The 14,582-nt window shown below is 70.9% G+C and carries 12 protein-coding genes; 6 read left to right on the plus strand and 6 right to left on the minus strand.

All coding sequences use genetic code 11. From position 1 onward, the window contains the following. Positions 1-15 precede the first annotated feature (15 nt). The 5 genes from ACETWP_RS06140 (at position 16) to secG (ending at position 4,236) form a co-directional block, all read left to right on the plus strand. Positions 16-645: a superoxide dismutase gene (locus ACETWP_RS06140; protein WP_373971337.1), complete on the plus strand. Its 630-nt coding sequence runs from the start codon at positions 16-18 to the stop codon at positions 643-645. A gap of 216 nt (positions 646-861) precedes the next feature. Next, the gene (gene gap / locus ACETWP_RS06145; RefSeq protein WP_373971338.1) at positions 862-1,872 is read left to right on the plus strand and encodes a type I glyceraldehyde-3-phosphate dehydrogenase; all 1,011 of its coding nucleotides are present in this window, start codon (positions 862-864) and stop codon (positions 1,870-1,872) included. Positions 1,873-1,898: 26 nt separating this feature from the next. Then, entirely contained in the window at positions 1,899-3,128 is a 1,230-nt protein-coding gene (locus ACETWP_RS06150; protein ID WP_373971339.1) for a phosphoglycerate kinase, read from the plus strand. A gap of 5 nt (positions 3,129-3,133) precedes the next feature. Then, on the plus strand, positions 3,134-3,949 hold the full coding sequence (tpiA, locus tag ACETWP_RS06155; RefSeq protein ID WP_373971340.1) for a triose-phosphate isomerase: 816 nt from the start codon (positions 3,134-3,136) through the stop codon (positions 3,947-3,949). A gap of 35 nt (positions 3,950-3,984) precedes the next feature. After that, on the plus strand, positions 3,985-4,236 hold the full coding sequence (secG, locus tag ACETWP_RS06160) for a preprotein translocase subunit SecG (protein WP_373971341.1): 252 nt from the start codon (positions 3,985-3,987) through the stop codon (positions 4,234-4,236). Between the two features lie 98 nt (positions 4,237-4,334). On the opposite strand, the gene ACETWP_RS06165 is transcribed toward secG, so the two are convergent. The 5 genes from ACETWP_RS06165 to tkt are packed head-to-tail and all read right to left on the minus strand — an operon-like array spanning position 4,335 to position 11,795. After that, complete coding sequence (locus tag ACETWP_RS06165) at positions 4,335-5,276, minus strand: glucose-6-phosphate dehydrogenase assembly protein OpcA (protein ID WP_373971342.1); 942 nt, start codon at positions 5,274-5,276, stop codon at positions 4,335-4,337. Then, positions 5,273-6,820: a glucose-6-phosphate dehydrogenase gene (zwf, locus tag ACETWP_RS06170; RefSeq protein ID WP_373971343.1), complete on the minus strand. Its 1,548-nt coding sequence runs from the start codon at positions 6,818-6,820 to the stop codon at positions 5,273-5,275. The genes ACETWP_RS06165 and zwf overlap by 4 nt, the downstream gene beginning before the upstream one ends. Positions 6,821-6,868: 48 nt before the next feature. Continuing rightward, the gene (locus ACETWP_RS06175; RefSeq protein WP_373971344.1) at positions 6,869-8,518 is read right to left on the minus strand and encodes a phosphoglucose isomerase-related protein; all 1,650 of its coding nucleotides are present in this window, start codon (positions 8,516-8,518) and stop codon (positions 6,869-6,871) included. After that, the gene (gene tal / locus ACETWP_RS06180) at positions 8,515-9,645 is read right to left on the minus strand and encodes a transaldolase (RefSeq protein ID WP_373971345.1); all 1,131 of its coding nucleotides are present in this window, start codon (positions 9,643-9,645) and stop codon (positions 8,515-8,517) included. Before tal ends, ACETWP_RS06175 begins: the two co-directional genes overlap by 4 nt. Before the next feature lie 44 nt (positions 9,646-9,689). Further along, positions 9,690-11,795 (minus strand): transketolase, encoded by a 2,106-nt coding sequence (gene tkt / locus ACETWP_RS06185; RefSeq protein ID WP_373971346.1) that lies wholly within the window; start codon positions 11,793-11,795, stop codon positions 9,690-9,692. 298 nt (positions 11,796-12,093) lie between these two features. Here tkt and ACETWP_RS06190 point away from each other — a divergent pair, with 298 nt between their 5' ends. Continuing rightward, the gene (locus ACETWP_RS06190) at positions 12,094-13,077 is read left to right on the plus strand and encodes a heme o synthase (protein WP_373971347.1); all 984 of its coding nucleotides are present in this window, start codon (positions 12,094-12,096) and stop codon (positions 13,075-13,077) included. Positions 13,078-13,614: 537 nt separating this feature from the next. Here ACETWP_RS06190 and ACETWP_RS06195 read toward each other — a convergent pair. Then, positions 13,615-14,547: a COX15/CtaA family protein gene (locus ACETWP_RS06195; RefSeq protein ID WP_373971348.1), complete on the minus strand. Its 933-nt coding sequence runs from the start codon at positions 14,545-14,547 to the stop codon at positions 13,615-13,617. Positions 14,548-14,582 lie beyond the last annotated feature (35 nt).

A 14,582-nucleotide genomic window follows, 5' to 3' on the forward strand; every position in this document is an offset into this window, starting at 1 on the left:
GAATTGGAGGAGAACATGTCGCAGTACACCCTCCCGGAGCTGCCGTACGACTACGCAGCTCTGGAGCCGAACATTTCCGCTCGCATCATGGAACTGCACCACAGCAAGCACCACGCCACCTACGTCGCCGGAGCGAACACCGCGCTCGAGCAGCTGGCCGAGGCCCGTGCGAAGGGCGAGTTCGGGAACGTCCCGAAGCTGTCGAAGGACCTCGCCTTCCACCTGGGCGGCCACACCAACCACTCGATCTTCTGGCAGAACCTCTCGCCCGAGGGCGGGGACAAGCCCGAGGGCGAGCTGGCCGCGGCCATCGACGAGCACTTCGGCTCCTTCGACGCGTTCCGTGGCCACTTCACGGCGGCCGCGATGAGCCTGCAGGGCTCCGGCTGGGCCGTCCTGGCCTTCGAGGGCATCGGCGGCAACATGGTCATCGAGCAGCTCTACGACCAGCAGGGCAACGTCCCCGTGGCGACCACCCCGCTGCTGATGCTGGACATGTGGGAGCACGCCTTCTACCTGGACTACGTCAACGTGAAGGCCGACTACGTCAAGGCGTTCTGGAACATCGTCAACTGGGCCGACGTCTCCAAGCGCTTCGAGGCCGCCCGCGCCGGCGCCGCCTCGCTGGTCGTCCCCGGCAAGTAACGTAGCTCACAGAACTGCGTCACATGACGTAGGATGTAAGACAACGGATCCCGCGGGCCCCGCATCCGGCTATCCCCGGGTCGGGAGCCCGCGGATCCGGCCGGCCTGAAGGCCGGCGACACAACGGAGTGTCCACAATTCACCCTGGCACTCCGCGCAACTCCCTTCCCGGGACCACCGCGCGGTGGCCTACATTCCGGCAAGAGGAGAAACCACGTGACTACCCGTGTTGGCATCAACGGTCTCGGACGCATCGGACGCAACTACCTGCGGGCAGCGCTCGCACAGTCGGCGGACCTGGAGATCGTGGCCGTGAACGACCTCGGTTCCATCGAGGACCTGGCGATGCTCGTCAAGTACGACTCCGTGCTCGGCCGCCTGGAGCACCCGGTCTCCGTCGAGGCGGACCACCTCGTCGTCGGCCCGCACCGCATCCGGGTCCTCTCCGAGCGCGACCCGGCGCAGCTGGGCTGGGGCGACCTCGGCGTCGACGTCGTCATCGAGTCCACCGGCTTCTTCACCAAGGGCGCGGACGCGCGGAAGCACCTGGAGGCCGGGGCCAAGAAGGTCATCATCTCCGCGCCCGCCAGCGACGAGGACATCACCGTCGTCATGGGCGTGAACCACGAGAAGTACGACCCCGCGAACCACGACATCATCTCCAACGCTTCGTGCACCACGAACTGCCTCGGCCCGGTGGCGAAGGTCCTCAACGACCAGTTCGGCATCGTGGACGGACTGATGACGACCATCCACGCGTACACGGCCGACCAGAACCTCCAGGACGCGCCGCACAAGGACCAGCGCCGCGCCCGCGCCGCCGCCCTGAACATGGTGCCGACGTCCACGGGCGCCGCGAAGGCCATCGGCCTGGTCCTGCCGGAGCTCAAGGGCAAGCTGGACGGCTACGCGATGCGTGTGCCCGTCCCGACCGGCTCGGCCACCGACCTGACCGTCACCCTGGCGCGCGAGACCACGGTCGAGGAGATCAACGCCGCGTTCAAGCAGGCCGCCGAGGCGGGACCGTTGAAGGGCTTCCTGAAGTACAACGAGGATCCCCTGGTCTCGACCGACATCGTCACGGACCCGTCCTCGGCGATCTTCGACGCGCCACTGACCAAGGTCATCGGCAGCACGGTGAAGGTGCTCGCCTGGTACGACAACGAGTGGGGCTACAGCTCCCGCCTCGTGGACCTGACCGAGTATGTCGGCGGGAAGCTCGGTTAGTCCGTCGGTTCGGATAGCCTAGGCCCATGACTTCTCGCACTCTCGACGAACTGCTCGCCGATGGTGTCCGCGGGCGGCACGTTCTGGTCCGAAGCGACCTGAACGTGCCGCTCGACGGTTCCACCGTCACCGACGACGGCCGCGTCCGCGCGTCCATCCCGGTCCTCTCGAAGCTGGCGGACGCCGGCGCACGCGTCATCGTGATGGCCCACCTCGGGCGCCCCAAGGGCGCACCCGACCCGAAGTACTCGATCTCACCGGCCGCGGACCGGCTCCGCGAGCTCGCCGACTTCCCGGTCGCGGCCGCGGAGGACGTGGTGGGGGAGAGCGCTAGGACGCTCTCGGCCGGGCTGAAGGACGGCGAGGTGCTTGTCCTGGAGAACGTCCGCTTCGACGCCCGCGAGACCAGCAAGGACGACGCCGAGCGCGCCGCCTTCGCCGCCGAGCTGAAGGCCCTCACGGGCGACGCCGGCGCCTACGTGGACGACGCCTTCGGCGCGGTCCACCGCCGGCACGCCTCCGTCGTGGAGATCGCCGCCCTGCTGCCCGCCTACCAGGGCGACCTGGTGCGCACCGAGGTCGAGGTGCTCAGGACGCTCACCGAGGCGCCCAAGCGGCCCTACGTCGTCGTGCTGGGAGGTTCGAAGGTCTCCGACAAGCTCACCGTCATCGACAAGCTGCTCGGCCGGGCCGACCAGCTCCTGATCGGCGGAGGCATGGCCTTCACCTTCCTCAAGGCCCAGGGCCACGCAGTCGGCGGCAGCCTGCTGGAGGAGGACCAGTTGGAGACCGTCCGCGGCTACCTGTCGCGGGCCAAGGAGATCGGCTGCGACATCATCCTGCCGACCGACATCGTGGTGGCCTCGAAATTCGGCGCGGACGCCGAGCACGAGGTGCTCGCGGCCGACAACCTCGAGGGCGGCCGTTTCGGCTCCACGGGGCTGGGCCTGGACATCGGCCCGGCGTCGGCCGAGGCCTTCGCCAGCTACATCCGATCGGCCAACACCGTGTTCTGGAACGGGCCGATGGGCGTGTTCGAGATCGACGCGTTCGCGGGCGGAACGCGCGCCGTGGCCGGCGCGCTGGCGGAGTCGGAGGCGTTCAGCGTCGTCGGCGGCGGCGACTCCGCCGCGGCCGTGCGGACGCTTGGATTCCGCGACGACGATTTCGGCCACATCTCCACGGGCGGGGGCGCCAGCCTCGAGTACCTCGAGGGCAAGGAACTGCCCGGCCTGACCGCACTGGAAGGGAAGTAGCACCCATGACGACGTCGACCAACGGCACCTTCGACCGGACCCCGCTCATCGCGGGGAACTGGAAGATGAACATGGACCACGTCCAGGGCATCACGCTGCTGCAGAAGCTGGCGTGGACGCTCGAGGACGCCAAGCACGACTTCACGCGGGTGGAGGTCGCGGTGTTCCCGCCGTTCACCGACCTGCGCGGCGTGCAGACTCTGGTCGCGGGCGACGACCTGCCGGTCGTGTACGGCGGACAGGACCTCTCGCCGCACGACTCGGGAGCGTACACCGGCGACATCTCCGGCCAGTTCCTCGCGAAGCTCGGCTGCAAGTACGTACTGGTGGGGCACAGCGAGCGCCGGACGATCCACGGCGAAACCGACGAGTTGCTGCGCACCAAGGTGGAGGCGGCCTACCGCCACTCCCTGGTTCCGGTGCTGTGCGTCGGCGAGGGCCTGGAGGTCCGCACGGCGGGCCGACACGTGGAGCACACGCTGGAGCAGCTGCGCGCCGACCTGGAGTCGTTGCCGGCCGGGCAGGTGGCCGACCTGGTGGTCGCCTACGAGCCCGTCTGGGCGATCGGCACCGGTGAGGTGGCCGGCCCGGAGGACGCGCAGGAGATGTGCGCGGCGATCCGCGCCGAGCTCGCCACCCTGTACGACGCCGGGACCGCGGCCTCCGTCCGTCTGCTCTACGGGGGGTCCGTCAAGGCGGCCAACGCGGCGTCGATCCTGGCCGGGCGCGACGTCGACGGCCTGCTCGTGGGTGGCGCCAGCCTGGACCCCGCGGAGTTTGCTAGCATTGTCAGGTTCGAGCACCATCTGGTGACCGACTAACCGGCCCTCGCGCCGTCGTTGACCGAAAGGCCGAAGTGGACGCACTGAAGATTGTCCTCCAGGTGGTTCTGGGCATCACCAGCCTCCTGCTGACCCTGTTGATCCTCCTGCACAAGGGGCGGGGCGGCGGCATGTCCGACATGTTCGGCGGCGGCGTGACCACCAGCCTGGGCTCCTCGGGCGTTGCCGAGCGGAACCTCAACCGGATCACCGTCGTGCTGGGCCTCGTCTGGGGCACCGTGATCATCGCCCTCGGCCTGATCATGCGGTTCTCGGTCGAGTCCTAACCAAGGTCGAGTCTCAGCAAGACACGCAGACGCGCCGAAAAGCGGCCCTCCTGAAGGAGGGCCGCTTTTCGGCGTTCGGCGCGGGAGAGCGCCCGGCCTCAGCGTTCGCTGGCAGTGACGCTGCGCAGGTTGGTGCGCTGCAGGCCGCGGCGGACCACCTCGCCGAAAACCTCGTCCGGATCCAGGCGCCGCAGCTCCTCGGACAGGCATTCGGACAGCTGGCGCCGCGGCAGCGAGATCCGCTGGACCTGCTGGCCCGGCTGGTAGAGCTCCGCGACGTCGTCGTGCGGGCGCGTGAGCACCACGTCCCCGTCGACCCGCGTGAACCTGACGCTGCGGACCCCCGTCCCCGCCGTGGACGAGGCGATGGTCACGGGGACGTTCAGGCACAGGGTGAGCCAAGCCGCCAGCAACACCGTGCTGGGGGAGTCGGCGGCGCCCTTGACGGTCACCGCCACGATCTCCGCGGGGTCCAGCTGGTCCAAGACCGCGGCGAGCTGGGCACGCCAGAGCGTGAGCCGGGTCCAGGCAAGGTCGGTGTCCCCGGCCACGTAGGACTTCGCGATCGCGAACAGCGCGCGCCGGGGGTCCGGCTCGGCGCCGGAGTCGGTGATGCGGCGGTGCGCGATCCGCCCGATCGCCGTGGTGGACGCCTTACGCGGGACCCCGTGCGGCCACCAGGCGACGATCGGCGCGTCGGGCAGCAGCAGCGCCGCCACCAGCGACTCGTCGGCGGTGCAGATCTCGCCGTAGGCGTGCAGGACGATGACCTCCGAGGCCCCGGCGTCCCCGCCGACGCGGATCTGGCCGTTCAGCGTCGTCGGGGCGTCCCGCGAGCCCTCGACGACGACGATGATCCGACACGGATGTTCCCGGCTCGCCATGTTGGCGGCCGCGATGGCCTCCTCCTCGAACCCGTCGCGGGTGACGACGACGAGCGTGAGCACGCGGCTCAGCGCGACCACTCCGCCGGCCTCGCGGAGGTTCATGACCTCCTTCGCGATGCGGGAGGTCGTGGTGTGGGGCAGGTTGACGATCACGGACGCCTCCAGGTTCTTCCGTCGCGGGCCAGGAGCTCGTCCGCGGACGCCGGGCCCCAGCTGCCCGGGGCGTAGGGCTCGGGCTGGTGGCCCAGGGTGGACCAGTACCGCTCGAACGGGTCGACGATCTTCCAGGAGAGTTCGACCTCCTCGTGGCGGGGGAACAGCGGGGGCTCCCCGAGCAGCACGTCGAGGATGAGCCGCTCGTAGGCCTCGGGGCTGGACTCGGTGAACGAGTGGCCGTAGCCGAAGTCCATGGTCACGTCGCGCACCTCCATCTGGGTTCCCGGGACCTTGGAGCCGAAGCGGATCGTGGCGCCCTCGTCCGGCTGGACGCGGATGACCACGGCGTTCTGGCCGAAGTCCTCGCTGGAGTGGTCGCGGAAGAGCAGGTTCGGGGCCCGCTTGAAGACGACGGCGATTTCCGTCACCCGGCGCCCCAGGCGCTTGCCGGCGCGCAGGTAGAACGGAACGCCGGCCCACCGGCGGGTGTTGATGTCGACTCGGATGGCGGCGTAGGTTTCCGTCGTCGACTCCGGGTTGAAGCCCTCCTCCTCGAGGAAGCCGGTGACCTTCTCGCCGCCCTGCCAACCCCCGCTGTACTGTCCCCGCGCGGAGTGCCGCGAGAGGTCCTCCGGAAGCCGCACCGCGGCGAGGACCTTCTCCTTTTCGGCGCGCAGGTGGTTCGCGTCGAAGGAGATCGGCTCCTCCATGGCGGTGAGGGCGAGCAGCTGCAGGAGGTGGTTCTGGATGACGTCCCGTGCGGCGCCGACGCCGTCGTAGTACCCCGCACGGCCGCCGATGCCGATGTCCTCGGCCATGGTGATCTGCACGTGGTCGACGTGGTTGGCGTTCCAGATCGGCTCGAAGAGCTGGTTCGCGAAGCGCAGGGCGAGCAGGTTCTGCACCGTCTCCTTGCCGAGGTAGTGGTCGATGCGGAACACCGAGTCCGGCGGGAACACGGACTCCACGATTGCGTTCAGCTCCCGCGCGGACTGGAGGTCGTGCCCGAACGGCTTCTCGATCACCACCCGCCGCCACGGGGTCCCGGCGGCCGCGGCGTCCTGCTGGGCGAGGCCGTGGCGGGAGAGCTGCTCGCAGACCTCCTCGAAGGAGTTCGGCGGGATCGACAGGTAGTAGGCGTGGTTGCCGCGCGTGCCCCGCGACCGTTCCAGTTCCTGGAGCGTCTCGCCGAGCCGCGCGAAGGCCTCGTCGTCGCCGAACCCGCCGGTCACGAAGCGGAACCCGCCGGCGAGCTGCTCCCAGACGGTCTCGTTGAAGGCCGTCCGGGCGTTCGCCTTGACCCAGCCGCGCGCCTCCGCGACGAAGTCCTCCGCGGACCACTCGCGCCGCCCGAACCCGACCACCGCGAAGCTCGGCGGGAGCAACCCCCGGTTGGCGAGGTCGTAGACGGCCGGCATGAGCTTCTTGCGCGCCAGGTCCCCCGTGACGCCGAAGAAGATGAGCGCGGAGGGACCGGCGATGCGGCTGAGCCGCCGGTCCCTCCGGTCACGCAGGGGGTTGCGCGCGGTGGTGTCTGACATGGCTGCTTTCGTGGGTGCGGGCGGGCGACGGCGGGCGCGGACGGGACGCTAGGCGCCGGCCGGGCGGTCCAGCGAGGCGACGGCGTCACGCAACTGGGCGATGCCGCGGGCGCGGTCGATCAGGTGCAGCCGCAGGACCGGGCGTCCGAGGTCCGCGAGGACCTGCGCGTCCCCGGCCGCCTGGGCCGCGATCAGTTCGCCGAAGGTGAACGGGCGGTCCGGGATCGAAAGGTCGGCCGCGGAATCCGCCGTGATCTGCAGGTACACCCCAACGCGCGGTCCGCCCTTGTGGAACTGGCCGGTCGAGTGCAGGAATCGCGGTCCCCAGCCGAACGTGGTCGGCCGGCCGGAAGCGGCCGCCACGCGCGGACGCAGGTCCTCCAGCTCACGGTGGCCCAGCCGGTCCAGGTAGGCCTGGATGCTCACGTAGCCGTCGTCCGGCAGCAGGGCCAGCGCGGCGCGGAGGGCGTCGGCCACCGTCGTGGCGCCGTCGAGCAGGCCGTCCGTCGCGCGCAGCTCGATCGAGGCGTCGACCAGCTGGGCCGGCTCGGCCTCCGGCGTGGCGTCCAGCAGGCCCCGGGTCGCGTTCTTCGCGGCTTCGACGTCCGGCTGGTCGAAGGGATTGATCCCCAGGATCCGGCTCGCGACGACGGTCGCGTACTCCCACAGCAGAAGCTGGCTTCCCAGCGAGCCGGAGACGCAGACCTCGTGCCCCAGCGGCGCGGCCGGACGCTCGTCGGTCCCGGCCTCGGAGTCGGAGTCGGAGACCAGGCGCACCAGCAGCACGTCGTCGGCCTGCGCGACCGTCTCGGGGGCGCCGGGCTCGGCGACCACGGGGAGGACACCGGTGCCGTGCTTCCCGGTGGACTCGGCGATGAGCTGCTCGGCCCAGTCGGCGAAGCCCACGATCCCGGAGCCCTCGTCGACGAACACCAGCTTGTCGCGCAGCGGCGACGTGCCCGCCAGCGCCGCGCCCAGGCACAGGCCGATGTTGTCCTCGTCGTCGTCCGCCAGGAACTCCGCGGCCTCCTCGGCCTCATCCAGCAACGCGGCGATGTCGACGCCGGCGAGGCCCGTCGGCACCAGACCGAAGGCGGTCAGCGCGGAGTACCGGCCGCCGACGTTCGGGTCGGCGTTGAACACGGCGCGGTAGCCGGCCTCCCGGGACGCGGTGTCCATGGGGGATCCGGGATCCGTCACGACGACGATGCGGCGGGCCGGGTCCAGTCCCGCGTCGCCGAAGGCCTGCTCGAAGACGCGCCGCTGCGAGTCGGTCTCGACCGTGGAACCGGACTTGGACGACACCACGAGGACGGAGGTCGCCAGCCGGTCCCCGAGCGCGTTGCCCACCATCTCGGGGTCCGTGCTGTCGAGGACGACGAGCTCCACGTCCGCGGTCGCGGCGATGACCTCCGGGGCCAGCGAGGAGCCGCCCATGCCGGCGAGGACCACGCGGTCCACGCCTTCGGCGCGGAGCTCGTCCCGCAGCGCGAGGATCCTCTCCACGAGAGGGCGCGAGGTCTCGGCGAGCTCCACCCAGCCGAGCCGGACGGAGGCCTCTGCCTCGGCGTCGGGCCCCCACAGCGTGGCGTCCTTCGCGGCGATGCGCGAGGCGACGCGGTCCGCGACGAGGGTGGGGACGTGCGCCTCGATGGCCGCGAGGGCCGCGCCGGTGGCCTGGAATCCGAGGGAGCTCACGAGCGGGCCCCCGTCGCGGACGCGGCGGCGAGCGCCTCGCGGACGTCCTCGATCAATTCGGCCCAGGACGCCTCGAACTTCGCGACGCCGTCGGCCTCGAGCAGCCCCACGACCTCGTTGTAGTCGATGCCCTGCGCGGCGAGGGCGTCCATGACGTCGTCGGATTCCTCGTAGGTGCCCGCGATCGTGTCTCCCGTGACGTCGCCGTGGTCGGCGACGGCGTCCAGGGTCTTCTCGGGCATGGTGTTCACGACGTTCTCGGCGACCAGGCCGGTGACGTACAGGGTGTCCGGGTAGGCGGGATCCTTGACGCCGGTCGAGGCCCACAGGGGGCGCTGCGCGCGGGCCCCGGCCGCGGCCAGGACCTTCCAGCGCTCGGACGTGAAGAGGTCCTTGTAGACCTGGTAGGCCAGCCGCGCGTTGGCGAGCCCGGCCTTGCCCTTGAGCGCGAGGGCCTCGTCGGTGCCGACCGCGTCGAGACGCTTGTCGACCTCCGCGTCGACGCGCGAGACGAAGAAGGAGGCGACCGAGTGGATGAGCGACAGGTCGTAGCCGTTCTCCTTGGCCTGCTCCAGCCCCAACATGAAGGCGTTGATGACCGCGCGGTAGCGCTCCAGCGAGAAGATCAGCGTCACGTTCACGCTGATTCCCTCGGCCAGCGTGGCCGTGATCGCGTCGAGCCCCTCGAGCGTGGCGGGGATCTTGATGAGCACGTTGTCGCGGCCGACCTTGTCGTGCAGCTTCACGGCTTCCTTGGCGGTCGCGGCCGTATCGGCCGCCAGGCGCGGATCGACCTCGAGCGACACGCGGCCGTCGACCCCGTCGGTCGCGGCGGCCACGGGGGCCAGCAGGTCGCAGGCCTCGGCGACGTCCGCCGTGGTGATCTCGAAGAGCGCGTGCTCGACGTCGTGTCCGTCGGCGGCCAGCTCGGCGACCTGCTGCCGGTACGAGGCGTCGCCGTGCTTGATCGCCGCGGCGAAAATCGAGGGATTGGTCGTCACGCCGACGACGTTCTTCTCGGCGATGAGCGCGGCCAGCGAGCCGGACTCGAGGCGTTCGCGGGAAAGGTCGTCCAGCCAGATGGAGACTCCGGCCTGGGACAGGGCTTCGGTGCGGGGATTGCTCACAATCGTTCCTTCCGTGGTGCGTCTGGTGGTCTTCGGGACGGGCGTCAGCGCGCGGCGACGGCCTCGCGGGCCGCCGCGAGGCTCTCGCGCCCGGCCGCGGCGACCGCCTCGGCCGTGATGCCGAACTCGCGGAACAGGGTCTTGTAGTCGGCGGACGCGCCGAAGTGGTCGAGCGAAACGATGCGCCCGGCGTCGCCGACCAGCTCGCGCCAGCCCTGGGCGACACCGGCCTCGACCGAGACGCGTGCGCGGACCGACGCCGGCAGCACCGATTCGCGGTAGGCCGCGTCCTGCCGGTTGAACCACTCCAGGCACGGTAGCGACACGACGCGCGTCGGGATGCCCTCGGACTGGAGGGACTCGCGCGCCTGGACGGCCAGCTGGACCTCGGATCCGGTCGCGAGCAGCAGGACCTCGGGTTCGACCGGCGCACCGCCGGACATCGCCTCGGCCAGCACGTAGCCCCCGCGGGCGACGCCCGCCGCGTCGGCGAAGCCGCCCTCGGCCGACCGGTCGTAGACCGGGAGGTTCTGGCGGGTCAGCACGATGCCGGCGGGGTTGGCCGTGTTCTCGAGGATGGTCCGCCAGGCCCAGGCGGTTTCGTTGGCGTCCGCGGGACGGACGACGTCGAGGTTCGGGATCGCGCGCAGGCTGGCGAGCTGCTCGACCGGCTGGTGGGTCGGTCCGTCCTCGCCCAGGCCGATGGAGTCGTGGGTCCAGACGTAGATGGACGGGATGCCCATCAGGGCGGACAGCCGGATCGCGGGGCGCTGGTAGTCGGAGAAGATCAGGAACGTCCCGGAGAACGCCCGCGTCTTCGAGGACAGCACGATCCCGTTGACGATCGCCGCGGCGGCGTGCTCGCGGATCCCGAAGTGCAGGACGCGGCCGTAGGGGTTGCCCTTCCACGCGTCGGTCTGCCGGGATTCCGGGATGAAGGAGGGGGAGCCCTCGATGGTGGTGTTGTTGGACTCGGCGAGGTCCGCCGAACCACCCCAGAGCTCGGGCAGCGCCGGGCCGATCGCGTTCAGCACCTTGCCGGAGGCGGCGCGTGTGGAAACGTCCTTGCCGGCCTCGAAGGCGGGCAACGCGTCGGTCCAGTCGGCGGGGAGCTCCCCGGACTGCGTGCGGTCCAGGAGCGCGGCGGCGTCCGGGTTCGCGGAGCGCCAGCGGTCGTAGGCCTCCTCCCACCGGGCGTGGGCCTCGGCGCCGCGGTCCGCGACGGCGCGGGCGTGCGCCAACACGTCGGCGTCGACCGCGAAGCTGGCGGCCGGGTCGAAGCCGAGCAGCTCCTTGACCGCTGCGACCTCGTCCTTGCCCAGGGCGGATCCGTGGACCTTGCCGGTGTTCTGCTTCGTCGGAGCCGGCCAGCCGATCACGGTGCGCAGGGAGATGATGGACGGACGCCCGGTCTCGGCCTTGGCGGCGCGCAGCGCGGCGTCCAGGGCGGGGACGTCCTCGACGTATTCGCCGGTGGCGGTCCAGTCGACGCGCTGGGTGTGCCAGCCGTAGGCGGCATATCGCGCGAGCACGTCCTCGGTGAATGAGACGTCGGTGTCGTCCTCGATGGAGATGTGGTTCTCGTCGTACACGACGACGAGGTTGCCGAGCTCCTGGTGGCCCGCGAGGGAGCTCGCCTCGCTGGTCACGCCCTCCTGCAGGTCACCGTCCGAGGCCATGACCCACACGGTGTGGTCGAACGGGCTGGTGCCGGCCGGTGCGTCCGGGTCCAGCAGGCCGCGCATGCGGCGCTGGGCGTAGGCGAAGCCGACGGCGGAGGCCAGGCCCTGGCCGAGCGGGCCCGTGGTGATCTCCACGCCCGCGGTGTGCCCGTACTCGGGGTGGCCCGGGGTCTGGGAGCCCCACGTGCGGAGCTCCTCGAGATCCTTCAGCTCCAGGCCGTAGCCGGAGAGGAAGAGCTGCAGGTAGAGGGTGAGGGACGTGTGCCCCGGGGAGAGGACGAAGCGGTCGCGCCCGACCCACTCGGGGTGCGCCGGATCGTGCCGCAGGTGCTGCTGGAAGATCAGGTAGGCGGCCGGGGCGAGGCTCATGGCCGTTCCCGGGTGGCCGTTGCCGACCTTCTCCACCGCGTCCGCCGCGAGGATCCGGACGGTGTCAACCGCTCGCTCGTCCAGCTTGGTCCATGACATTTCCCGGGCATCTGACTGTGGCGCCACGTTGTGGTCCCTCTCTGTGGTCTGGCAAGCGGTGCGTGCCGGAACGGGGGGCTGGGGCGGTCGCCCCCGCCTCGTTGCCTGGCGGGCCCGCGGGCTCCGGCACATCGCCTCAACCTTATCCCTCCGGGCCCCTCATTGCCCGTTCAAGGCCATATTTTGCGCCGCCGTTCGCGGGCGGGGTAAGCGGCCACACACCGCGGGACCGATTTCTACGGGGCGTAAAAGGGTATGATGGGCGAGTCTGTCCGTTTCCCCTGGAGAACTGAGTGGCATGTCCGTGAAGTACGTCCCCGCCGACGCCGCGCCAGTCCAGCGCGCGTCACGCCAGCCGGGCGAGAGCCCCAGAGAGTTCGTGGGCCGGAAGGCGACGGCGTATCTGGCGTTGACGAAACCGCGCGTGGTGGAGCTGCTGCTGGTCACGACGCTACCGACGATGATCTTCGCGCACCGCGGCTTCCCCGACCTGGGCCTGGTCCTCGCCACGCTGTTCGGCGGCGCCATGGCGGCCGGCGCCTCTGGCTCGTTCAACTGCTACATCGACCGCGACATGGACAAGGTGATGCAGCGGACGAAGAACCGCCCGCTGGTCACCGGCGACGTCACGCCACGCGAGGCGCTCGTCTTCTCCTGGGTGCTCGCGGCCGCGTCGCTGGCCGTGCTGTGGTTCGGGACGAATCCGCTCACGACCGCCCTGGGCCTGGCGGCCATCCTCTTCTACGTGGTCCTCTACACGCTGATCCTCAAGCGCCGCACGGCCCAGAACATCGTGTGGGGAGGCATCGCCGGCTGCATGCCCGTGCTCATCGCGTGGGCGGCCGTCACGAACACCATCGAGTGGCCCGCGATCGTGCTGTTCCTGATCATCTTCCTCTGGACGCCCCCGCACTACTGGCCGCTGTCGATGAAGTACTCCGACGACTACAACGCGGCGCACGTACCGATGCTCGGCGCCATCGCGAGCGCGCAGCGGGTCTCCGTCCAGGTGGTCCTCTACGCGTGGGCCACGGTCGTCTGCTCCCTGCTCCTGGTGCCGATGGGCTACGCGGGGATCGTCTACACCGTCCTGGCCGGCGTCAGCGGGGCCTGGTTCGTCTACGAGTGCCACGTCCTCTACCGCGAGGCGCGCCGCGACCACGAGCCCCAAGACATGAACCGCAAGGCGATGAAGGTCTTCCACATCTCGATCACGTACCTCACGCTGGTTTTCGTCGCGCTGGCGATCGACCCCTTCGTCGGACAGCCGCTCTTCGGCTAGGCCGCGCGTCCGCAGCGGCGACCGTCGACGCGTCGGCCGCGGAAGTGGCCGGTCCACCCGCGCCGCTCGGGAAATCCCCGCCCCGTGCGGGGATTTTTTGTGCCCGGGCGCTGCGCATGCCGCGCCGATGGGCGGGCCCGGCCATAGCTGGGGGCGCGCGGGCCTGGCCACCGCCCGAGCGCGACCGCCGTCCGCGGCAACAAATTGGGCCTGCGGGCCTGGCCACCGCCCGGGCGCGCGACCGCCGTGCGCTGCACCAGCGTGGGTCCGGCGGGCCTGGCCAGCGCCCGAGCGCGACCGCCGTGCGCGGCACCAGCGTGGGTCCGGCGGGCCTGGCCAGCGCCCGAGCGCGACCGCCGTGCGCGCGGGACGGAACGTGTCGGGACGGAGTGTGTCGGGACGGAACATGTCGGGACGGAGCGTGTCGAGGCGGACGTGACCGGAGGACGTGTGGTCGGCGGGCAGTCCCCGGTGAGACGCGCCCACGGGGCACGCCGACTGCGGGGCGCGGCGACGGAGCACCGCCGGCCGCCGGGCCTACAGCGGGAAGCGTCCGGTCGACCGGTCCCAGACGTTGGTCGCGGCGGCCGTCAACAGGGAGGACCCGAGCATGTGCAGCAGGACCAGCCCCACCGGCAGCCCCGTGAAGTGCTGCACGTAGCCGATCACGGCCTGGAACGCGACGACGGACGCCAGCGCGAGCAGGGCGGTCCGCAGGCGCGGCGCGGCGCCCGTCCGGTAGGCAAGGACCAGCGCCAGCACCGTCGCGCCGACCAGCAGGTAGACGGGCGCGACGTGGATGCGCGTCACGAGGTCGGCGTTGAAGGCGTGCCGGGGCGAGTTCGCGTCGCCGGCGTGGGGGCCGGTGCCGGTGACGATCGTCCCGAGCACGACGGCGGCCGCGGAGGACGCGGCGATCGTCCAGCCCAGCGCGCGCTGGGTCCCGGACAGCGGGGGAACGGCGACGGAGGGCTCCGAGCGCAGGAGCATGCCGGTCCGGTTGACGAGCAGCGTCGCGGTGGAGACGAGCGCCGCGGACGCGAGGAAGTGCAGGCTCACCACCCACGGGTTGAGGTCCGTCCACACGGTGATGCCGCCGATGACCGCCTGGACCGGGATGACGCAAAGCAGGACCACGGCGAGGCGGAAGACGGTCGGGTGGGTGCGCCGCATCCGCCAGACCGCGACGATCATCGACACGGCGATGACCGTCAGGAGAAACGTCAGGGTCCGATTGCCGAACTCGATGAGCCCGTGGATGCCCATTTCCGGCGTCGGCGTCATGGAGCCGGGCACGCAGTTCGGCCACTCGGAGCAGCCGAGGCCGGACTGGGTCAGCCGAACGGCCCCGCCGGTGACGATGATGCCGATCTGGGAGGCCAGCGACGCGATCGCCAGGGCGTGGACGCCGCGGCCCACGGTGGTGGGCAGGCGGTCGGTCCAGCTGGTCTTCGCAACGGGGGTGGTCATGCGGGGGACTCCATTCGGGCGTGCGCGGTGCGGGG

It is taken from the genome of Arthrobacter halodurans (assembly GCF_041877255.1).
Taxonomy (GTDB): Bacteria; Actinomycetota; Actinomycetes; order Actinomycetales; family Micrococcaceae; genus Arthrobacter_N; species Arthrobacter_N halodurans.

Bases quoted from the DNA above. Each gene is read 5' to 3' on its own strand.
- ACETWP_RS06140 (WP_373971337.1), top strand. From the start codon at position 16: ATGTCGCAGTACACCCTCCCGGAGCTGCCGTACGACTACGCAGCTCTG.
- ACETWP_RS06150 (WP_373971339.1), top strand. From the start codon at position 1,899: ATGACTTCTCGCACTCTCGACGAACTGCTCGCCGATGGTGTCCGCGGG.
- tpiA (WP_373971340.1), top strand. From the start codon at position 3,134: ATGACGACGTCGACCAACGGCACCTTCGACCGGACCCCGCTCATCGCG.
- zwf (WP_373971343.1), bottom strand. From the start codon at position 6,820: ATGTCAGACACCACCGCGCGCAACCCCCTGCGTGACCGGAGGGACCGG.
- tkt (WP_373971346.1), bottom strand. From the start codon at position 11,795: ATGTCATGGACCAAGCTGGACGAGCGAGCGGTTGACACCGTCCGGATC.
- ACETWP_RS06190 (WP_373971347.1), top strand. From the start codon at position 12,094: ATGTCCGTGAAGTACGTCCCCGCCGACGCCGCGCCAGTCCAGCGCGCG.
- ACETWP_RS06195 (WP_373971348.1), bottom strand. From the start codon at position 14,547: ATGACCACCCCCGTTGCGAAGACCAGCTGGACCGACCGCCTGCCCACC.